The organism is Corallococcus sp. AB038B (assembly GCF_003668955.1).
Taxonomy (GTDB): domain Bacteria; phylum Myxococcota; class Myxococcia; order Myxococcales; family Myxococcaceae; genus Corallococcus; species Corallococcus exiguus.
This window is the reverse complement of the sequence record NZ_RAWO01000010.1, coordinates 282,442-301,982: the sequence shown is the minus strand read 5'-3', so window position 1 is coordinate 301,982 and position 19,541 is coordinate 282,442. Positions and strand designations below refer to the sequence as shown.

General features: G+C 69.8%; 18 protein-coding genes. 10 read left to right on the top strand and 8 right to left on the bottom strand.

Going from position 1 to position 19,541, the window contains the following annotated elements; genetic code table 11:
• Window positions 1-46 precede the first annotated feature (46 nt).
• Entirely contained in the window at window positions 47-463 is a 417-nt protein-coding gene (locus D7Y04_RS31405) for a hypothetical protein (RefSeq protein WP_147477226.1), read from the bottom strand.
• Here D7Y04_RS31405 and D7Y04_RS31400 point away from each other — a divergent pair.
• Together D7Y04_RS31400 and D7Y04_RS31395 are read left to right on the top strand one after the other, a co-directional pair.
• A complete protein-coding gene (locus D7Y04_RS31400; protein WP_233601652.1) occupies window positions 462-1,430 on the top strand; it encodes a J domain-containing protein in 969 nt (322 codons plus the stop codon). The genes D7Y04_RS31405 and D7Y04_RS31400 overlap by 2 nt on opposite strands.
• 20 nt (window positions 1,431-1,450) lie before the next feature.
• Window positions 1,451-2,215, top strand: coding sequence for a CvpA family protein (locus D7Y04_RS31395; RefSeq protein ID WP_120594619.1), 765 nt, complete (start codon window positions 1,451-1,453; stop codon window positions 2,213-2,215).
• Here D7Y04_RS31395 and clpX read toward each other — a convergent pair.
• Complete coding sequence (gene clpX, locus D7Y04_RS31390) at window positions 2,205-3,281, bottom strand: ATP-dependent Clp protease ATP-binding subunit ClpX (protein ID WP_120594620.1); 1,077 nt, start codon at window positions 3,279-3,281, stop codon at window positions 2,205-2,207. The two genes, D7Y04_RS31395 and clpX, sit on opposite strands and share 11 nt — an antisense overlap.
• Window positions 3,282-3,518: 237 nt before the next feature.
• Between clpX and speA the strand changes: the two genes are divergently transcribed.
• A complete protein-coding gene (speA, locus tag D7Y04_RS31385) occupies window positions 3,519-5,525 on the top strand; it encodes a biosynthetic arginine decarboxylase (protein WP_120594621.1) in 2,007 nt (668 codons plus the stop codon).
• A gap of 13 nt (window positions 5,526-5,538) precedes the next feature.
• On the opposite strand, the gene D7Y04_RS31380 is transcribed toward speA, so the two are convergent.
• The 3 genes from D7Y04_RS31380 to D7Y04_RS31370 all read right to left on the bottom strand — a co-directional run bounded on the left by D7Y04_RS31380 (window position 5,539) and on the right by D7Y04_RS31370 (window position 7,852).
• A complete protein-coding gene (locus D7Y04_RS31380) occupies window positions 5,539-6,066 on the bottom strand; it encodes a hypothetical protein (RefSeq protein ID WP_121761641.1) in 528 nt (175 codons plus the stop codon).
• A gap of 85 nt (window positions 6,067-6,151) precedes the next feature.
• Window positions 6,152-6,580 carry an OsmC family protein gene (locus tag D7Y04_RS31375; protein WP_120594623.1) on the bottom strand — a complete coding sequence of 143 codons (429 nt, stop codon included), beginning with the start codon at window positions 6,578-6,580 and terminating at the stop codon, window positions 6,152-6,154.
• Between the two features lie 45 nt (window positions 6,581-6,625).
• Window positions 6,626-7,852, bottom strand: a complete 1,227-nt coding sequence (locus tag D7Y04_RS31370) for a deoxyhypusine synthase family protein (protein WP_120577343.1) — start codon at window positions 7,850-7,852, stop codon at window positions 6,626-6,628.
• 194 nt (window positions 7,853-8,046) lie between these two features.
• Here D7Y04_RS31370 and D7Y04_RS31365 point away from each other — a divergent pair, with 194 nt between their 5' ends.
• Complete coding sequence (locus D7Y04_RS31365) at window positions 8,047-8,877, top strand: PHP domain-containing protein (protein ID WP_121761640.1); 831 nt, start codon at window positions 8,047-8,049, stop codon at window positions 8,875-8,877.
• Here the strand turns inward: D7Y04_RS31365 and D7Y04_RS31360 are convergent, their stop codons facing one another.
• On the bottom strand, window positions 8,878-10,428 hold the full coding sequence (locus tag D7Y04_RS31360; protein ID WP_121761639.1) for a methyl-accepting chemotaxis protein: 1,551 nt from the start codon (window positions 10,426-10,428) through the stop codon (window positions 8,878-8,880).
• Window positions 10,429-10,686: 258 nt separating this feature from the next.
• Here D7Y04_RS31360 and D7Y04_RS31355 point away from each other — a divergent pair, with 258 nt between their 5' ends.
• Together D7Y04_RS31355 and D7Y04_RS31350 are read left to right on the top strand one after the other, a co-directional pair.
• Window positions 10,687-11,055 (top strand): NADH-quinone oxidoreductase subunit A, encoded by a 369-nt coding sequence (locus D7Y04_RS31355; protein ID WP_120594627.1) that lies wholly within the window; start codon window positions 10,687-10,689, stop codon window positions 11,053-11,055.
• A gap of 9 nt (window positions 11,056-11,064) precedes the next feature.
• Window positions 11,065-11,628 (top strand): NADH-quinone oxidoreductase subunit B, encoded by a 564-nt coding sequence (locus D7Y04_RS31350; RefSeq protein ID WP_120566535.1) that lies wholly within the window; start codon window positions 11,065-11,067, stop codon window positions 11,626-11,628.
• 84 nt (window positions 11,629-11,712) lie between these two features.
• Here the strand turns inward: D7Y04_RS31350 and D7Y04_RS31345 are convergent, their stop codons facing one another.
• A complete protein-coding gene (locus D7Y04_RS31345) occupies window positions 11,713-12,189 on the bottom strand; it encodes a PaaI family thioesterase (protein WP_120594628.1) in 477 nt (158 codons plus the stop codon).
• Window positions 12,071-14,254: a sulfatase-like hydrolase/transferase gene (locus D7Y04_RS31340; protein WP_121761638.1), complete on the bottom strand. Its 2,184-nt coding sequence runs from the start codon at window positions 14,252-14,254 to the stop codon at window positions 12,071-12,073. The genes D7Y04_RS31345 and D7Y04_RS31340 overlap by 119 nt, the downstream gene beginning before the upstream one ends.
• Before the next feature lie 159 nt (window positions 14,255-14,413).
• On the opposite strand from D7Y04_RS31340, the gene D7Y04_RS31335 reads away from it, so the two are divergent.
• From D7Y04_RS31335 to D7Y04_RS31320, 4 genes are all read left to right on the top strand, one after another.
• Entirely contained in the window at window positions 14,414-15,688 is a 1,275-nt protein-coding gene (locus D7Y04_RS31335; protein WP_120594630.1) for an adenylate/guanylate cyclase domain-containing protein, read from the top strand.
• Window positions 15,689-15,860: 172 nt separating this feature from the next.
• The gene (locus D7Y04_RS31330; protein ID WP_120594655.1) at window positions 15,861-16,379 is read left to right on the top strand and encodes an NADH-quinone oxidoreductase subunit C; all 519 of its coding nucleotides are present in this window, start codon (window positions 15,861-15,863) and stop codon (window positions 16,377-16,379) included.
• Between the two features lie 13 nt (window positions 16,380-16,392).
• Window positions 16,393-17,652: an NADH dehydrogenase (quinone) subunit D gene (gene nuoD / locus D7Y04_RS31325; RefSeq protein WP_120594631.1), complete on the top strand. Its 1,260-nt coding sequence runs from the start codon at window positions 16,393-16,395 to the stop codon at window positions 17,650-17,652.
• Complete coding sequence (locus D7Y04_RS31320) at window positions 17,649-19,541, top strand: 2Fe-2S iron-sulfur cluster-binding protein (RefSeq protein WP_121761637.1); 1,893 nt, start codon at window positions 17,649-17,651, stop codon at window positions 19,539-19,541. The genes nuoD and D7Y04_RS31320 overlap by 4 nt, the downstream gene beginning before the upstream one ends.

Below are 19,541 nucleotides of genomic sequence, written 5' to 3'. Positions count from 1 at the left end.
GTGCTCGCCCCACTGTCAGCGCGATTCCGGCCGTGGGCGCGGTGACTCAACCCCAGGCGCCCGCCACTGTCCAGCCAAGCACCACGGCGCCAGCAGTGGGTGCCGTGACGCCTCCCGTGGCTCCCGCCACTGCCCGGCCGACCACCACGACGCCAGCCGTAGGCGCGGTAACGCCTCCCGTGGCGCCCGCCACCGCCCGGCCCACCACCACGACGCCAGCAGTAGGCGCGGTGACTCCGCCCGTGGCGCCCGCCACCGCCCGGCCCACCACCACGACGCCAACCGTGGGCGCGGTGACGCCTCCCGTGGCGCCCGCGTCGACGCCTCGCATCGCGCCGGTCGTTCCGCCCACCGCGAGCGCTTCGCCCGCGATGCCCCCCGCCATGCCGCCGTCGGTGCCGAGCATCGCGTCCATGCCGACGCCGCCGCCCGTGGCTCGCGGGCCCTCGGCCGTGCCGACCATGCAGCCCCTGAGCCCGGTGATTCCGCCCGTGGCTCCCGCGGCCCGTCCGCCTTCGGTTCCCACCATCGCCCCCGCGGGTGCCCGGCCTCCGGCCCCTCCCGCCGCGCGCCCCATCCCCACCGTGGGTCCGGTGACGCCGCCGCCCGTCGCGGCCAGACCTCCGGCTCCTCCCGCCGTCGCCGGAACACCGCCGCCGGTGCTCGCCGTCGGTCAGGTCGTCCCGCCCATCGCTCCGGCGACTCCCCCGCCGCCGCGCCCCGGCAACCGCCCCACCACGTCCCTGCCCGCGCTCGCGCCCGCCGGTTCCCCCCGTCCGCCGACACCAGCGCCCGTGGCCCCGCCGCGTCCTCCCGCCGCCAGCACGCCTCCGCCGCCGCCCGCCGCCGCGGGGGGCCCGGCCCTCAGCCCGGAGCAGCTCGCGGACCTGGAGTCGCGCTGCGCGAAGCTCGACCAGCTGGACTACTTCGAGCTGCTCGGCCTGGAGCGCACCGCCGTCCCCGGCGACATCAAGAAGGCCTTCTACAAAGAGAGCCGCGTCTACCACCCGGACCGCTTCTTCCATCTGGAGTCCAAGGCCCTCAAGGACCAGGTGAACGAGCTCTACAAGCGCGTCACCGAGGCCTATTACGTCCTGCGCGACGACACCAAGCGCAAGAAGTACCTCTCCGACATCGCCGGCCCGGACCGCGCGCAGAAACTGCGCTTCACCGACGCCTCCGAGTCCGAGACCAAGGCCGCCGCGAAGAAGGAGCAGGAAGAGCAGATCGGCACCCACCCCAAGGGCCGTCAGTTCTACACCCAGGCCCAGAAGGACCTGGAGTCCGGCAACCCTTCCGCCGCGGAGCGCAACCTCAAGATGGCGCTCACCTACGAGCCCGCCAACGCCCGCTACAAGGAATCCCTCGCGGAAGCCCAGAAGCAGACCGCGGACAAGTCCAAGGGCGATTCCTCGTTCAAGATCCGCTAGCGGCCCCCAGGAGCCACCCCATGGTCATCGACCTCATCCTCCTGGGCATGGTGCTGTTCTTCGGCATCCTCGGCGCCCTCTCCGGCGCCGCCCGGCAGGTGGCCAACTCCGTGGGGCTCGCGGCGGGCTACTTCGTCTCGCGCAAGCTCGCGCCCCTCGTCGGCCCCAAGCTCGCCGTCGCGCTGGGCTCACCGCTGCTCATCGGGACGCTCTTCGGCACGGTGCTCCTCTTCGTCGTCACGTGGCTCACCGTGCGCTACGCCCTGGGCGCGCTGCTGCTGCGCTTCCTCTCCGGCAGGGATTCCGACGAGCGCGGCCTGGACCGCACCCTGGGCTTCGTGCTCGGCGGCGGGAAGATGGCGGCCCTGTTCTGGGTCTGCCTGAGCGCGCTGACGTTCATGGAGCAGCACGTCGTCATCGCCGGCAAGCGCTGGGGCGTGGCCCCCAAGGACTCCGTCGCCTTCGACATGTCCCGCCGCTTCAACCTCTTCGAGCTGACCCAGTTCGCCCCCCTGGAGGACCTGGTCCAGGTGGCCCAGGCCGCGCACGACCCCGCCAAGGCGAAGAAGCTCCAGGAGGATCCGGCCTACAAGGCGCTGCGCAAGGACCCGCGCTTCCAGCTCGCGCTGTCGCACCGGGACCTGCAGGACGCGCTGGAGCGCGGCGACACGCGGGCCCTGCTGCGCAACGACGTGGTGCTCCAGCTCATCCAGGATCCGCAGGCGGCGGCACGGCTGGGCGCCGCCGCCCGGGCCTCCGAGAAGCCACCGCCCGCTAAGCGTTGAGCTCCACGTCGTCCAACGCCGCGAGCCGCGCCTTCACGAACTCCGCGTCCACCGCCACCTGGCGGTGCTTGCGCTCCGGCGCCTCGAACATGATGTCCGACATCACGTGCTCCAGGATGGAGCGCAGGCCGCGCGCGCCCAGCCCACGCGACATGGAGTAGCGCACCACCTCCCGCAGGCCGCTCTCCGGGAACTCCAGCTCAATCTCATCCAGCGCGAGCAGCTCCTTGAACTCGCGGGTGATGGCATCCGGCGGCTCGGTGAGCACACGCAACAGGTCGGACTCGCCCAGCCGCTCCAACTGCACCATCACCGGCATGCGGCCCAGGAACTCCGCCATCATCCCGAAGTCCACCAGCTGCTTCGTGGAGATGCGCTTCTCCTTGCGCTTCGCCCCGAGCGCATCCGCGCCAAAGCCCATGGCCCGGCCGCCCTCGTCACCGAAGTCGTGCAGGTCGCTGAACGTGCCCGCGCAGATGAAGAGGATGTCGCGCGTGTCCACCTGCACGAAGTCACTTTTGTTCCACGCCTGCGTGACATTCATGGGCACGTGCACCTCGCGCCCCTCCAGCAGCTTCAGGAGCGACTGCTGCACGCCCTCACCGCCGATGTCGCGGCTGCCCGCGCCGTTGCGGGCGCCCTGGGTGCGGCGGGCAATCTTGTCCACCTCGTCGATGAAGATGATGCCCCGCTGGGTGTCCTCCACGGAGTGGTTCGCCTTGAAGAGCAGGTCGGACACCATCACCTCCACGTCCTTCCCGTAGTAGCCCGCCTCCGTGTACTCGGTGGCGTCCACGGTGGTGAACGGGACCTGGAGGATGTCCGCCAGGTTGCGCGCGATGTGCGTCTTGCCGCTGCCCGTGGGTCCGATGAGCAGGATGTTGGACTTCTTGATGAGGGACTGCCGGCGCATCCGCCGCGCCTGGATGCGCTTGAGGTGGTTGTGCGCGGCGATGGCCACCGCCCGCTTCACGATGTCCTGGCCGATGACGTACCGGTCCAGCCGTTCGAAAATCTCCCGCGGGGTCAGTGGCGCTGCCTCTTCCCTGCGTGCGGACGACTCCATGTACCCTCCCCTTCTCTCCACTCGACCTCCCTGCGCTGCCCAGGTGGAAGGGTAGGAATTGGATGATGACCGGCCCACCAGGGCCAGAGCCTTGAATGGGGCCCCTGCCCGCCTGCTTGCCCTGGGAACAGGCGGCTATTGAATGGATGGGGCGTTTCCGATAGTCCGGCCCCCCTCCCGTGTTCATGGGAGTTTCCACACCCCCGCCGCGCGCTCCACCGGAGGCACGAAACAACGATGGCCGCTCCCTCCCCTCAGCACCGCTGGACCCTGGCCGATGCTCATGAGCTGTACGGCATCCGCAACTGGGGCTCGCCCTACTTCGGCATCAACGACAAGGGCCACGTGTGCGTCCACCCGGACGGGCCCGCCGCTCCGAGCATGGACCTCAAGGAGCTGGTGGACGAGGTCCGTCGCCGGGGCATCGGTCTGCCGCTGCTCCTGCGTTTCACGGACGTGCTTCGCCACCGCGTGGTGCACCTGAACAACGCGTTCAAGAAGGCCATCGCGGATCAGGGCTACAAGGGCCTGTACCGGGGCGTGTACCCCATCAAGGTGAACCAGCACCGCTACGTGGTGGAGACCATCATCGAGGCGGGCAAGGAGCACACCTACGGCCTGGAGGCCGGCAGCAAGCCGGAGCTGCTCGCCGTGATGGCGCTCCTCGACAGCGAAGACGCGCTCGTCATCTGCAACGGCTACAAGGACGAGGAGTACATCGAGACGGCGCTCTTCTACTCGCGCCTGGGCCGCAACGTCATCCTGGTGGTGGAGAAGCCCAGCGAGCTGCCCCTCATCGCGGAGGTGGCGCGCCGCACCGGCATCACGCCGCGGCTGGGCATGCGCGTGAAGCTGTCCACGCGCGGCGCCGGCAAGTGGGAGGCGTCCGGCGGTGACCGGTCCAAGTTCGGCCTGTCCTCTTCGGAGCTGATGAACTGCATCAGCTTCATGAAGGACGCGGGCCTGCTCTCCTCCTTCGAGCTGCTTCACTTCCACCTGGGAAGCCAGATCTCCAACATCCGCAACGTGAAGAACGCGCTGCGTGAGGTGGGCTGCTTCTACGTGGAGGTGGCCCGCCAGGGCGCGCCGCTGAAGTACCTGGACGTGGGCGGCGGCCTGGGCGTGGACTACGACGGCTCCCAGACGAACTTCGCCTCCTCCATGAACTACACGACGGAGGAGTACGCCAACGACGTCGTCTTCGGCGTGATGGAGGCCTGCGACCGCGCGGGCGTGCCGCACCCCACGCTCGTCTCCGAGTCCGGCCGCGCCGTCGTGGCGCACCACGCGGTGCTGGTGGTGGACGTGCTGGGTACCAGCGAGTTCGACCCGTCCCAGACGCCCGACAAGGTGGACGACAAGGCGCCCTCCGTGGTGCGCAACCTCTATTCGACGTTCCGCGAGGTCACGAACAAGAACGTCATCGAGGCCTTCCACGACGCGCAGGACGCCAAGGAGGAGAGCCTCCAGCTGTTCTCCCTGGGCCACCTGTCGCTGGAGCAGCGCGTGGCGGCGGAGAACCTCTACTGGGCCATCTGCCACAAGATTCTGCGCGTGGCGCGCGAGGCCGGGGAGATTCCGGAGGAGCTGGAGGCCCTGGAGAAGCAGCTGTCGGACACGTACTTCTGCAACTTCTCCGTGTTCCAGTCGCTGCCGGACTCGTGGGCCATTGATCAGCTCTTCCCGATGATGCCCATCCACCGTCTGGCGGAGAAGCCGACCCGGCGCGCGACGCTGGCGGACATCACCTGCGACTCGGACGGGAAGATCGAGCACTTCATCGACAAGCGCGAGGTGAAGGACGCGCTGGAGCTGCACGCGCTCAACAGCGACGACTACTACCTGGGCATCTTCCTGGTGGGCGCGTACCAGGAGATCCTGGGCGACCTGCACAACCTCTTCGGAGACACGCACACGGTGCAGGTGTCGCTGGCTCCGGGCGGCGGCTACCTCATCGACCACGTCGTCGCCGGGGACACCGTGACGGAAGTGCTCAACTACGTGAGCTACAACAAGGACGACCTCGTCGCGAAGCTGCGCAAGTTCACGGAGCTGGCGCTGCGCCAGGGACGCATCACCCTGGACGAGTCCCGCAACCTGCTGCGCGTCTACGAGGACGGCCTGTCCGGCTACACGTACCTGGAGCGGGAGGTGGACGCGACGTTCACCTCCGCCAGCCAGCTGCGCCTGCTGCCCGGCCCCGAGAACGGGGCGCGCACGCCCGTGACGCCCTCCGGGACCTGAAGGCCCTGACGGCTCAAGCCTCCGTCGGGACCGGTGCCTGTTCGCCGGTCTCGACGGATGTGTCGCTGAACGCGGTCTCCGTCGCGCGAAGGCGCAGCATCTGGAGCGTCTCCAGCTGCCCGTCGGCGCGCTCGGCGAGGAAGGCGAAGTCGAACCGCGCCAGACGCGGCTCCTTCACGGCCACCTTCGCCAGGCTCCTCCACATGGACACGCGTCCGTGGGAGCCCACGCACAGGCCTTCCAGCTCCACCAGCCGGCTCAACGGTGAGTAGCGCAGCCAGGAGCCGTTGAGCTTCAGGCGCGACAGCTTCTCCGTCAGCCACGCGCCGCCCACCTTCAGCGGATCCACGCGCGCCTCCACCGAGGACATCACCGACAGCAGCGTGGCGCGGTCCTGCTCCAGCAGCGGAATCAGCGTGGCCAGGTACTGGCCCACCGGGTTGCTGCGGTTCTCGCGCTCCGTCCGCTTCGCGAGATCCAACCCCACGGTGGAGCCCAGCAGGTGGTCGTTGAGATAAATGCCCAGTCGCTTCAGGTTCATGTACCCACGAGAGTGGGCACGGCGGCCGCTTGCCGCACGCGGGGCTCGGAGGGCGGGCAGCCGACCGAGCCCCCTTACGGCAGCTTCAGTCCGGATAGCCGAACGACGCCGTCACCTTCACGTCCGGGTGGAGGCTGCGCGCCACGGGACACTCGTGGGCGATCTTCTCCAGCATGGCGCGGTGCTCCGGCACGAGTCCGGCCGGCATCAGGATGGAAATCACCAGCTCGCCAATCTTGCGCGGCGGCGGGGTCATCCGCTTCTCCACCGTCGCGCGCACCTCGCCCAGGGTGATGCCCTCCTTGCCGGCCACCAGGTGCATGGTCGTCACGACACAGGACGCCAGCGCCGTGGCCACCAGGTCCGTGGGGGAGAAGCTGCCGCCGGTGCCGCCGTTGTCCTTCGGCGCCTCCGTGGGCAACGTCGCGCCGGACGGACCGTGCGTCACCTGCGTCTTCAGCTGGGGAGCACTCACCAGGGACATCACCACACCCGTCGCGGGCTGCTGACTCATCACCGTCTCCTTGGGACTTGAGGCCTGGGTTGGAAGAACTGCGCTCTAACGCACGAAGCTGTCGTGGGCCTTCGCATCCTTCTTGGAGGAGGGCGCGGCTTCCTCGACGCTCCAGTCCAGCGTCTTCATCAGCGACTTGCTGCGCTTCTTGACGTCCGCGTCCAGGAACTTCACCGCGTCGTCCATCTTGTCCATCAGGCGCATGGGCTTGCGCTTGTTCTTGGGCTCGCTGAACAGCGCGTGCGTAAGCCAGGGGAACACCGCCGTCACGTCGCAGTGCACGTACATGGAGCCCGTCTCCACCGCCTCCACGGACACCTTGCCCCAGGTGTGGCCCTCACCGGCCGGGCAGCTGGACAGCGCGCCGTTGTCCACCGGGTCCACGCAGAACTGCACGTCGATGTCGAAGCCCGACGTGGGGACGTTCAGGATTTGGTCCAGCAGTGGCTCGCCCTGGAGCGTGTAGTTCTTGGGCACGCCGCCGCCCAGGATCCAGATGGCCAGCTTCCCGCTGCCATTGTGGCGGCAGTAGTGCTGCATGGCGGCCATGGAATAGACGTCGTCGTTGATGTCGAGCTCGAACTTGAACTCGTCACCCAGCAGGCGCTTGAGCTTCACGACGTTGAGGAAGATGGAGCCGTCCTGCACCGCGCCCACCCAGATGGGCACACCGTGCTTGTAGCAGGTGGACAACAGCGACGGCTGCTTCACGCCCAGCTGCTTCTCGATGCCGTAAATGGCCTTGCCCAGGAGGTAGTGGAACTCCGGGGTGGTCATCTTCCGCTGGAACTGCGGCTGCCGGAGGATGGCGGAGAAGAGGCGGTCGGTGTCGAGCAGCGCCTCTTCCCAGAAGCCCAGGTCGTAGATGCGGATGATGCGCGCCAGGCGGTACTGGAGGTCGCCCGCGTTGGGGTTCACCTCGCGGATGCCGTGGCCGATGATGCGGTGGGCGTCGTGGTAGAGGTTGGCGCCCGTGGTGGTGATGGCGGAGATGATGCCCTTCTCCACCAGCGGGATGAGGCAGGACTGGTGCAGGCCCGCGGGCGTCATGGCACCCGACAGCGTGAGGAAGATGGACGCGTCCTGCTGCACGGACTGCTGCATCAGCTCGAACGCGGTGCGCTCCTGGCGGCCCACGTAGGCGCTGAACGCGTGCGCGAGCAGCTCCGCCGGCTTCTCCTTGCCGGTGATGGGGCGCGGATCCGCCTTGCGCGCGTTCGCGTAGGCGGCGCGAAGGGTGGACTTCTTCGGGGTCGGGGTCGTCTTGGCCATGGCGCGGCGATCTAGCACCGCCGGCCTGCCAAGGGGAGGCCCGGCTCCAGCCCCGCCCTCCCCTGGGGCCGCCACCGGACAGGAACAAACCCCTCGCCGTGCGGATTCACACAGGGCCCGCTCTTCCGGCCCCTTCCCATGGGGACATGGCGTAAGAGTGCCCGCCTCGCCGCCCTCCGGAGGGTTCCACCGCCGTGATTGACCTGCATTCGCACACCACCGCCAGTGACGGCCAGTACCCGCCCTCGGAGCTGATGGCGAGAGCCGCCGCCGCGGGCGTCACCGTCCTGGCCGTGACGGACCACGACACGGTGGCGGGGCTCCACGAAGCCCGTCAGGCCGCGGCAACGCATGGTGTCGAGCTGGTGCCCGGCATCGAGCTGTCCGCCTTCGTCTACGGCAAGGAGGCCCACATCCTGGGCCACTTCCTGCGCCCGGAGGACCCGGACCTCGCGCGCTTCGCGGACCGGCTGCGGGACGAGCGCACCCACCGCATGGAGGCCATGGTGGCCCGCCTGCGGGAGCTGGGCTTTCCGGTGCGCATGGAGCAGGTGCGCAAGGTGGCCGGGGACGCGCAGCTGGGGCGGCCCCACCTGGCGCGGGTGCTGGTGGATCAGGGCTGGTGCATCGACGTGAAGGCCGCGTTCGACCGCTTCCTGGGCACGGGCCGCGCGGCGTGGGTGGAGCGCTTCAAGCTGGACGGCGCGGAGGCCATCCGGCTCATCCGCAACGCGGGCGGCACCGCGACGCTGGCCCACCCCAGCTCCTCCAAGATGGAGCGCTCGGAGATTCAAGCGCTGGCGAAGGCGGGCCTCTCCGGCCTGGAGATCCTCAGCGCGGACCACAACCCCTCGGTGCGGCAGAAGTACCTGGCGTTCGCGGCGGAGTTCGACCTGGTGCCCACCTTCGGCAGCGACTTCCACGGTGAGGCGGTGGCGCCCGACCACCGCCTGGGCGTCGCGGCCATGTCACCGGAGCTGTTCCAGAAGCTGCGCGCCCGCGCGCCTTCGTCCCGGCCCGTCTGACTACGGCCGGGGCTGGGCCTTGAAGCGGCTCGTCACCGCGGTGAGGCCTTCGGCCACGGACTGGAGGTCCTGGGCGATGCGGGTGGTGCGGCCGGTGGCGTCCACGCCCTGCTTCACCAGGTCCGCCACGTTGCGCGCGCCCTGCACCGCCTGCTCGCTGGACTGACGCTGCTGGCGGGTAGCGATGGTGATCTGCCGCGCCGCCTCGCTGGTGCCGCGCGCCAGCTCCACGATGCGCAGGAAGACGGCGGAGGCCTGCTCGGCCACCTCCACGCCCCGGTCGCTGGTCGCCATGCCCACGCGGGCCTTGGACGCGGCCTCCTCACCGGAGTCCTGCACCTTCTCCACGATGCGAGCGATGTCGCGCGCGGACACGGACACGTTCTCCGCCAGCTTGCGCATCTCCGCGGCCACCAGTGAGAAGCCCCGGCCCACGTCGCCCGCCTTGGTGCCCTCCAGCGCCGCGTTGAGCGCCAGCAGGTCGCTGCGCTCCGCCACCTGGTTGATGACCTGGGCAATCTTGGAGACCTGCTGCAGGTCCTTGTTCAGCCCGACGATGGCGTCCGCCACGCCCTTGGACTCCGTGCGGATGTCGTTGATGCCGCCCACCACCTGCGCCACCACCGCCATCGCCTCCGCGACCGCGTCATGGGTGCGCCGCGCGCTGGACTCCACCACCTCCGTGGACGAGGAGATCTGCTCGGCGGTGCGGGAAAGCTCCTCGAACGTGGCGGCGATCTGCTGCGCGTACGCGGCCTGCTGGCTGATGACGTGCTCCTGATCCGCGGAGGCCCCCATCAACCCGCGCGACGCGCTAGAAAGCTGTTCGGTGCGTGTGACGAGCTCCATCACCGTGGAGCGCAGCGTGCTCAGCATCTCGTTGAAGGAGGTGGCCATCTGCCGCACCTCGCCAGCGGCGGACACGTCCAGTTCGCCCCGGAACACGTCGCCCCGGGCCACCTCACGCGCCACCTGCGTGACGCGCGACACGGGGTCCGCGATGGCGCGGCTGATGATGACGGCCAGCCCCAGGCCCAGCACCGCGGCGCCCAGGTAGCCCATGAGCGAGTAGCCCTCCGTCGCCGCCAGCGCCGCCTTCACCTCGTGGGTGCCGAAGCCCGCCCGGTACACGCGGCCATCGCTCTCGCAGCGCACCACGACCTGATCCGAATCCGTCAGCCGCGCCACCGTGCACGCACCCGGCTTGAGCTCCTTCGGCTCGGGGGGCCCTTCCGGCACCTGGCCGCGCACGGCCACCACCGTGCCGTCCGCGCGGGTCAGCTCCTGGAACGTCAGCGTGAAGCCGCCGGACTCCACCTGGTTGAAGACCTCGTCGCGCCGCGCGCGGGCGTCCGGCGCGCTCTCCGGCAGCGCGAGCGAGGGGTGCCGCACCACCAGCGTCCCCAGCGTCACGGCCCTGCCGGCGAGCACTTCCAGGCCCGCCGCCTTCTGCCGCGCGGGGAAGTACACCCCGGTGAAGAACATCACCGCGAGGCACGGAAGCAGCACCGCGATCGCCACCTGCATCCGCAAGGTCAGCCGGCCCCACATGTCGACGACTCCCCAGGCGATGAAGGCAAGAAGGACAGCCCACTGACGCTAGGCGTGGGCTCCCCACAGCGTCAAACCGACCCCAGTCCAGGCCTGGGAGTGGCGGGGCGGACACGGGCGCCCGCTGATCCACCGCCCGTCCGGGAGCAGGCGTCCGGGCAGCGCGGTTTCGGCCGTCTTCTCAAGGGGTTGGCGGGCCCGGCGCGGGGGTGTTTCCCTTTGACACGACGCCAGCGGTGTCGTTAGGGTCCGCGCCCGATGACAACACCCCTCGCCCCGTACCTGCCGATGGCGGTGGTGCTCCTGCTGGCTGGTGTCATGGGGATGATCATCCCCCAGATCACCTCCCGGTTGGGCCCCAAGCGCCCGAGCAGCACCAAGTCGGCCCCCTTCGAAGCAGGCTCCGAGTCGAGCGGTCCCGCTCGCCAGCGCTTCGCCGTGAAGTTCTACGTCATCGCGCTGCTCTTCATCGTGTTCGACGTCGAAGCGGTGTTCCTGTACCCCTGGGCGGTGAACTTCCAGGCGCTCGGCTGGTTCGGCTACGTGGAGATGCTGGTTTTCGCGTCGACCCTGGTCGTGGGCCTTATCTACGTCTGGAAGAAGGGCGCTCTCGATTGGGAGAGCTGAGACACCACCATGGCTGACACCGACATCGCGCCGATCATGACCACCCGCCGGGACGAAGCCATGGGCTTCTTCCAGAAGCTGGTGTCCAAGGGCCTGGGCTGGGCCCGCAAGTACTCGCTGTTCACCTACCCGTACGCCACCGCGTGCTGCGGCATGGAGTACATGTCCGTGGCCGCCAGCCGCCACGACATCTCGCGCTTCGGCGCGGAGTTCCCGCGCTTCTCGCCGCGCCAGGCGGACCTGCTGATGGTGGTGGGCACCATCAACCTGAAGCAGGCCCCCATCCTCAAGCGCGTCTACGAGCAGATGACCGAGCCCAAGTGGGTCGTGTCCTTCGGCGTGTGCGCGTCCTCCGGCGGCTTCTACGACAACTACGCGGTGCTCCAGGGCATCGACCGCATCATCCCGGTGGACGTCTACATCCCCGGCTGCCCGCCGCGTCCGGAGCAGGTGCTGGACGGTCTGATGCTGCTGCAGGACAAGATCGGCAACCAGGTGCACCGGCTGCGCGACCCCGGCGAGCCCAACGAGACTGCGGCGCACCACGCCCGCATGCTCGCCGCCGGCAAGTAGTCACACCGCTTTCGCTTCACCCCACGGGCCCCGCGCCGCCTCTCACGAAGAGGCTGGTGACGGGGCCCGAGGCGTTCCTGGGGCCTACCAGCGGTGGTACGCGGGGTGGCCTTCCTTCACGGCGACGAAGGTGCCGCGGCAGGTGGCCGTCACCTTGCCGTTCTCTCCGGTGAGGGTGCCCTCCACGACGACGCGGTCGCCCTCGATGGACACGGGCTTCGCGGACAGGTGCACGGGGCCCATGGGCGTGGGGCGCTTGAGCACGATGGCGTAGTCGGCGGTGACGGTGCACGGCGGGGTGGTCGCGCCCTGCGCCTTCATCAGGTGGTACGCCGCCGTCCAGTTGCAGTGGCAGTCCAGCAGCGCGCCGATGATGCCGCCGTTGAGCACGCCCGGAAACGCCTGGTGGTGCTCCTCCGGCGTCCAGTCCGCGACGACGAGGTCACCCTCCACGCGGCTGCGGATGCGCAGCCCCTTGGGGTTGGCCGGGCCACACCCGAAGCAGGCGTTGTGGGGGGCGTACGTTTCCTGGAGGCCGCGAGTCGTTTCGGTCGTCGACATGGCCGGCGACTCTACGTGAGGCGGACTCCGGTGCGCGCTCCGTCGCGTCGTCCAGCCAGTCCGCCAGCGCTCGCGCGTCCGCCCCTTCACAGTCACCCATGCAGGTGCGGCGCACGCTGCCATCCGCCTGCGGCCGGTCCACCACCCAGCGCTGGCCATCGAAGGCGCCGGTATCCTTTTCGCGCAGCACCGCCGTGCCCGCGTCGTCACCCATCTCCACCACGCCGTCCGGGCGCAGGCGGTACGCGTCGAAGGTGCGCGGCGCGCCCGGCCAGTGGCCCGGGTCGAACACCTCCGGGCTCACGTGCGTGTAGCCCGTCTCCGCGTACAGCGGCGTGAGCGGACGCGCCTCGCCACGGAGCAGCGGCCCGAGCGACGCCCCGTCCGACTCCGGCAGCGCGGTCAGGCCGGACAGCTCCAGCAGCGTGGGGCCCACGTCCACCAGCCGAGCGAGCGCGTCCACCTGAGCCGGGCCCGCGCCACGGCCGCCGGGCATCTTCACCGCGAGCAGGATGCGGTTCTCCTCTTCGCCCAGCCGGGCGCCGTGCACGGACGTCGCGCCCGCCAGGTCCGGCCGGTCCGCGTGGAAGCTCTCGCCGTGGTCGGACATCAGCACGATGAGCGCGTCGTCGTAGCGCCCGGAGGCCCGAAGCGCGTCCAGCAGCGTCCCCACCTGCGCGTCCGCCTGCGCGATCAGCTCGTCGTAGAGCCCCTCCGCGCCCGCGCGGTTCCACGCCCCCTTCGCTCCCGGGCTCACCGGCGCGAAGTGCATGCGCAGCCGGCGCTCCAGAGGCTCGGAGGAGGACACGTAGCGGCGGTAGAACGGGTACACCGGGTCGCCCGGGAAGTGCGCCGCCGTGGCGTGGAAGGCGAAGAGCAGCGGCCCCGCCCCTGCTTCCGCCACGAGCCCGTCCGACAGCCGCTGGGCATAGCCCATGGGGTCGTGGATGCCGGCCAGCGCGCGGTTGTCGATGAACTCGGGCACCCACTCGGCGCCAGCCGGGTTGTCCGCGAACAAGCCCAGCGCCCGGTAACGCAGCTTCTCCAGCGCGAAGTTGATCGCGCCGCGCGGAGGCTGCCAGCGCGTGGCGAAACCGGAGGCCGGCCCCTCGAAGTGGAAGCGCGAGCAGTCCGTGGCGAACACCGTGCGCCATCCGGCGTCCGTGAAGCGCTGCGCGAAGGTGGGCGCCAGCACGAGCCGCGCGTCGGGCGTCAGCGGGTAGCGAACGCCCGTGCGGTACGGCCAGCGCGCGGTGAGCAGCGAACGCCACGCGGGCTCCGTCTGGGCCACCGGCGTGTATGCCTGGGTGAAGAGCGTGGCGTCCTGGAGGAAGCGCTCGACCTGGGGCGCGACGCCATGCCCCGTCGCGCCCAACCGGTCCGGCCGGAACGCGTCGATGCCGATGAGCACCACCAGCGGCTGCCGGACGAACGGCTCAACACGCCGCACCGTCACCGCAACAGCCAGCACCACGACGACGCCCGCCACCACCGCCCACGCGGCGCGCTCCGCCCGGAGGGCCGCCGGACCGCCAGTGGCCGCGAACCGCCGCAGTCCCCGTGCGCCGCGCCACGCCAGCACGGCCAGATGGACCGCCACCCACGCCCCGGCCGCCGCGCGCGCCTGCCACGGCTCTCCGTGATCCACCAGCCACGCCAGCACAGGCCGCACCGCCGGCAGGTCGTCAAAGAGGGCGGGCCGCGCGAGCGCCCGGTCCCAGGCCCAGAACAGCAGCAGCCCCACCCAGTGCGGCACCATCAACGCCAGCGCCACCCACCCACCCCGCCGCGTCCAGGCGGAAGTCAGCACCGCCGCGGCGAGCCCCAGCAGTCCACCCGCCAGCATGTACACGGAGACCACGCGCAGGATGACGCCGGGCAGGAGGGGCCGGACCGCTGCCGCCAGCGCCGCGTAGGGGCCATCCAACGGGATGTCCACGCCCACCACGCCCGCCTTGAGCAGCCAGACGGTCTCGGCGGCGAAGAGAAGCAGCCCCAGCAGGGCGCCCAGGGCCAGGCGCCCCGAGGCGGCGCGGAGGAAGGAGGCGACGGACCGCACGGACATGCCTCTAGCCTCTACCCTGTCCGGGCATTTCCACGCCAACTCTGCGCTCTTCCGGGTTTTCGGGGAGCACCTGATGTGCATGTCACACACTGTCGGTGCAAGATGGCGTCTTCACTGTTCCTGACCGCCGCTTCCCTCGGCCCGGGGGGGCCCACTCCCATGTCATCCAGCGCCACGCCCAGCGACAGCCTGCAGGAGTCCGTCCGGCGCGCGCTCGACATGGAACGGCAGTCCAATGGACGCCACCTGGCGTGGGTCCGGCTGGGTGCGGTGGGCGTGCTGTTCTCCATGGCCGTGTACCTGGGCCGGGTGCGCGAACTGCACGACTGGGACGTCTATCTGGCGCCCTTCGCGCTGTACCTCGTGTGCACCACCATCGTGGCCGTGGCGGTGACGGCCTCCGCGCGCATCGCCCGCTGGGCGTCACTGTCCGTCGCGTTCGTGGACGTACCCGCCGTGTACTGGCTGCAGCACCTGGCGCTGCCGGTGTCCCCGTCGCCGGGCGGCGTGGCCGGCTTCACGCTGGGCATCTTCGCGGCGCTGGTGCTGCTGTCCGCGCTGAGCCTGAGGCGGCCCGTCACCCTGCTCGTCACGGTCATCGCCATCCTCGCGGAGGTGGAGCTCCAGCGGCAGGCCTCCATCGGCGGAGGCGCGCAGGTGGCCGGCGCGGTGATGCTGGCCATGACGGCCGCAGGTGCGTCCCGACTCCTCCAGCGCATCCGCTTCTTGTCCGCCGCGGTTACCCAGGAGGAGCTCCAGCGCGCCCGCCTGGGCCGCTACTTCTCCCCCGCCGTCGCCGAGCGGCTCCAGGACCGGGACTCCCCCGCCCCGGAGCTGCGCGAGGTGTCCGTCCTCTTCGCGGACGTGCGCGACTTCACCTCCATGAGCGAACGGCTGCCGCCCGAGCAGGTGGTCACCATCCTCAACGAGTACTACGGCCGCATGGTGGAGGTGGTGTTCCGCCACGGCGGCACGCTCGACAAGTTCATCGGGGACGCACTGATGGTGTACTTCGGCGCCCCGCTGCCGGACGCACACCACGCCCGGAGCGCCACCCGGTGCGCGCTGGACATGGTGCGCGAGCTGGAGGCCGTCAACGCCGAGCGCGCCGCCCGAGGAGAACCCGGCCTGCGCATGGGCGTGGGTGTGCACACGGGGCCGGTGGTGCTGGGCAACATTGGCTCGCCGTTCCGGCGCCTGGAGTACACGGCCATCGGCGACACGGTGAACCTGGCCAACCGCATCGAGCGACTGACCAAGGGCTTCGGGGTGCCGGTGCTCGTCTCCCTGGCGACCCGCGAGCGGGCGGGTGACGCCTTCCGCTGGGCCCCCGCCCCCATCGCGCTCGTCCCCGGCAAGAGCCAGCCGGTGGTGACCTTCATCCCCGAGCCCGCCGAGGACGCCCCGGTGCTGGGTCCGGACGTGGCCGCCTGAGCCCTTCCGCCCGCGTGCCCAGGCAGGCAGGGGGTGGATCGCGACGCGGGCTGCTGGACCACCTAAGTGGCCTACACGGTTGAGGGTTTACGTTGACGCCTCACGCGAACGGTCCTTATAAAGCCGCGGTTTCCTCTGTCGTAGATCGAGGCCCCCCTTGAGCATTTTCGCGTTGGACCGGGTCGCCGCCCAGTTCCCCGAAGCGGTCGCGGAGCGCTATGTCGACCGCGCCGGCGGAGCCTGGGCCGTCATTCATGCGGAGTGGCTTCCGAAGGTCGCCACCTTCCTGAAGATGGACCCCGAGCTGGACTTCAAGCTGTTCGGCTCCGCGGACGCCGTGGATCGCCTGCACCTGGCGGAGAGTGATCCGCGCTTCGAGGTCGTCTACTTCCTCTATTCGCTCAAGCGGAAGGAGCACGTGCGCCTGAAGGTGCGCGTGACCGAGACCCGCCCGGAGCTGCCCTCCCTCACGCCGCTGTACCGTGGCGCCAACTGGTGGGAGCGGCTGGTGTTCGACTTCTACGGCATCCGCTTCACGGACCACCCGGACCTGCGCCGCATCCTGCTGTACGACGAGTTCCAGGGTCACCCCCTGCGCAAGGACTACGCGCTGCGCGACCGCCAGCCGCTGATCCCCGAGCGCCCCATCAAGGACATCTTCCGCGGCCCCGGCACCAGCGGCGTCGCCTGATCGAGACCTCACCATGTCCGACAGCCACAACATCGACGCGCAGAAGCCGCACAACCCCGACACCGATGGGTTCGCCCACGAGGAGTCGGATCTGGAGTCGCACTTCCAGACGAAGAACATGGTCATCAACATGGGCCCCTCCCACCCGGCCACGCACGGCACCGTGCGGCTGAAGGTGGAGCTCGAGGGTGAGACCATCGTCAAGATCGACCCGGAGATCGGCTTCCTCCACCGCGGCTTCCAGAAGAGCTGCGAGAACGTCACCTGGACGCAGTGCCTGCCGTACACGGACCGGCTCAACTACCTGTCCGCGATGATGAACAACTTCGGGTTCCTCAACGCCGTGGAGAAGCTCATCGGCCTGGAGATCCCGGAGCGGGCCCAGTACATCCGCGTCATCGGCAGCGAGCTGCACCGGCTCACCGACCACCTGACGTGCGTGGGCGCCACCGGCCTGGAGATGGGCGGCTTCGCGCCGTTCCTCTACGGCATGGAAGCCCGCGAGCTCATCCAGGACCGCGTCACGGAGCTCACCGGCGCGCGCCTCACCACCAGCTTCGGCCGCGTGGGCGGCATGAACCGCGACCTGCCGGAAGGCTGGTCGGAGAAGGTTCGCAAGACGCTGGACCGCACCGAAGAGCTGCTCGTGGAGATGGACGGGCTGCTCACGCGCAACCGCATCTTCGTGGACCGCACCAAGGGCACCGGCGTCATCTCCGCCGAGGACGCCATCGACTACGGGTGGACGGGCCCCGCGCTGCGCGCGTGCGGCGTGGATCACGACCTGCGCAAGGTGCAGCCGTACTGGGTCTACGACCGCTTCGACTTCGACGTGGTGGTCGGCGAGCACGGCGACAACTACGACCGCTACCTCGTGCGCCTGGAGGAGATGCGGCAGTCCATCAAGATCATCCGCCAGGCCCTCGACACCATCCCCGCGGGTCCCATCATCGTGGACGACTGGCGCATCGCGCTGCCGCCCAAGCCCGAGGTGTACGGCACCATCGAAGGCGTGATGGCGCACTTCAAGCTGGTGATGGAGGGCATCCAGGTGCCCCCCGGTGAAGTCTATGACGCGACGGAAGCGTCCAACGGCGAGCTGGGCTGGTACCTGGTGAGCGACGGTCGCGGCCGCCCGTACAAGGTCCACGTGCGCGCCCCGGGCTTCCCGGTGCTGGCGGCGCTGCCGCACATCATCCAGGGCAAGATGCTCGCGGACCTCGTTCCCACCTTTGACACCATCAACATGATCGGCGGCGAGGTCGAGCAGTGAGCGACAACGACACGAAGAAGCCTACCGGTGACGCGCAGACGCCCCCCAAGGGCGCGCCCACCGACACGCCCGCGGCCAAGATTGGCCCGGAGCCGTCCAACCCGCCCGCCGGCGCGAAGCTGGACAATCCGCCCGCGGCCGCCAGCGGCCCCACCGGCACGCCTCCGCCCAAGCCGGCGGCGCCTCCGGCCGGTGGCCCTCCGCCCAAGCCGCAGCCCAAGAACCCGGGCTTCGTGACGGCGGTCATCGACGGACGCGAAGTCGTGGTGAAGCCGGGGACGAACATGATCGAGGCGGCCAAGTCGGTCGGCTCGGAGATCCCCTACTACTGCTACCACCCGCGCCTCTCCATCGCGGCCAACTGCCGCATCTGCCTCATCGAGGCGTCCAACGCGCCCAAGCTCGTCCCCGCCTGCCAGACGCCCATGGCCGAGGGTCAGGTCATCAAGACCACGACCCCCAAGGTCAAGGAGCAGCAGCGCTCGGTGATGGAGTTCCTGCTGCTGAACCACCCGGTCGACTGCTCCATCTGCGACCAGGCCGGTGAGTGCAAGCTGCAGGACTACTACATGAAGTACAACTACAAGCCCTCGCGCCTGGAGGGCACCAAGGCCCTCAAGCACAAGCGCAAGGTGCTGGGGCCTCACGTGGTGCTGGATCAGGAGCGCTGCATCATCTGCACGCGCTGCGTCCGCTTCATGAACGAGATCCCGAAGGAGCCGCAGCTGGGCGTCTTCGGCCGTGGCAGCCACGAGCGCATCGACGTCTTCCCGGGCAACGAGCTGAACAGCAACTACTCGCTGAACACCGTGGACGTGTGCCCGGTGGGCGCGCTGCTCTCCCGCGACTTCCGCTTCAAGGCGCGCTCCTGGTTCCTGTCCGCCACGCCGTCCGTCTGCACGGGCTGCTCGCGCGGCTGCAGCATCTCCGCGGACTGGATGTCCCAGGACACCTACCGCTACCGCCCGCGTGAGAACGAGGCCATCAACAAGAGCTGGATGTGCGACCAGGGCCGCCTGTCGTACAAGGACCTGAACGTGGGCCGCGTGCTGTCCGCCCGCGTGGGCCGCGGCCTGCAGGCCCCCGGCACGGTGCAGCCGGTGCTCACGCGCAAGGACGCCGCGCTCGGCGCGGTCAAGGCGCTCAAGCCGCTCGCGGGCTCCAAGCAGCTCGCGGTGCTGGCCTCGCCGGTCGCGTCCAACGAGGACCTGCTCGCGGGCCTGACGTTCGCCAAGAAGGTGCTGGGCGTCACCAGCGTGTTCGTGGGCGGCCGGCCTCAGGGCAAGGCGGACCACTACCTGATGACGGCGGACAAGAACCCCAACCGCCAGGGTCTGGCGCTCATCGCCAAGGGCCTGGGGCTGTCGCTCAAGGGCTTCGAGGAGCTCACCCCCGCCATCAACGCGGGCCAGGTGAAGGCGCTCTACGCGGTGGGCACGGAAGTCCCCACGGACGCGGCCGCCTTCGCGGAAGTCGCCGCGAAGCTGGAGGTGTTCGTCGCCCAGGCGCAGAACGAGTCCCCGGTGACGGCGCAGGCCACGGTGCTGCTGCCCGCCTCCGCGCACATCGAGGACGAGGGCACGTTCACGCAAGCGGACGGCATCACCCAGCGCTTCCGCAAGGCGTACCCCTCCAAGGGGGACGCGGTGCCGCACTGGAAGTGGGCCACGGAGCTGACGCGCGAGCTGGGCGGCGAGGCCGCCGCGGCTTCCGCGCGCGACGTGTGGCGGGCGCTCTCCGGGCAGGTGTCCGAGTTCGCCGAGTTCAACTGGGACAAGGCCTCTCCTCCGGACCGGGAGAAGCCGGGCATCAATCCGCTGCCGTCGGGAGCCGACGGCCGTCCGCCGGGCTACCGTGAGTTCGGCGCGCCGCGCGTGAGGGGCATCTGA

Coding starts and splice junctions, on each gene's coding strand:
- clpX (WP_120594620.1), bottom strand. CDS start 3,281: ATGGAGTCGTCCGCACGCAGGGAAGAGGCAGCGCCACTGACCCCGCGG.
- D7Y04_RS31360 (WP_121761639.1), bottom strand. CDS start 10,428: ATGTGGGGCCGGCTGACCTTGCGGATGCAGGTGGCGATCGCGGTGCTG.
- nuoD (WP_120594631.1), top strand. CDS start 16,393: ATGTCCGACAGCCACAACATCGACGCGCAGAAGCCGCACAACCCCGAC.
- D7Y04_RS31355 (WP_120594627.1), top strand. CDS start 10,687: ATGACAACACCCCTCGCCCCGTACCTGCCGATGGCGGTGGTGCTCCTG.
- D7Y04_RS31340 (WP_121761638.1), bottom strand. CDS start 14,254: ATGTCCGTGCGGTCCGTCGCCTCCTTCCTCCGCGCCGCCTCGGGGCGC.
- speA (WP_120594621.1), top strand. CDS start 3,519: ATGGCCGCTCCCTCCCCTCAGCACCGCTGGACCCTGGCCGATGCTCAT.
- D7Y04_RS31350 (WP_120566535.1), top strand. CDS start 11,065: ATGGCTGACACCGACATCGCGCCGATCATGACCACCCGCCGGGACGAA.
- D7Y04_RS31400 (WP_233601652.1), top strand. CDS start 462: ATGCAGCCCCTGAGCCCGGTGATTCCGCCCGTGGCTCCCGCGGCCCGT.
- D7Y04_RS31405 (WP_147477226.1), bottom strand. CDS start 463: ATGGTCGGCACGGCCGAGGGCCCGCGAGCCACGGGCGGCGGCGTCGGC.
- D7Y04_RS31345 (WP_120594628.1), bottom strand. CDS start 12,189: ATGTCGACGACCGAAACGACTCGCGGCCTCCAGGAAACGTACGCCCCC.
- D7Y04_RS31335 (WP_120594630.1), top strand. CDS start 14,414: ATGTCATCCAGCGCCACGCCCAGCGACAGCCTGCAGGAGTCCGTCCGG.
- D7Y04_RS31375 (WP_120594623.1), bottom strand. CDS start 6,580: ATGAGTCAGCAGCCCGCGACGGGTGTGGTGATGTCCCTGGTGAGTGCT.
- D7Y04_RS31370 (WP_120577343.1), bottom strand. CDS start 7,852: ATGGCCAAGACGACCCCGACCCCGAAGAAGTCCACCCTTCGCGCCGCC.
- D7Y04_RS31380 (WP_121761641.1), bottom strand. CDS start 6,066: ATGAACCTGAAGCGACTGGGCATTTATCTCAACGACCACCTGCTGGGC.
- D7Y04_RS31395 (WP_120594619.1), top strand. CDS start 1,451: ATGGTCATCGACCTCATCCTCCTGGGCATGGTGCTGTTCTTCGGCATC.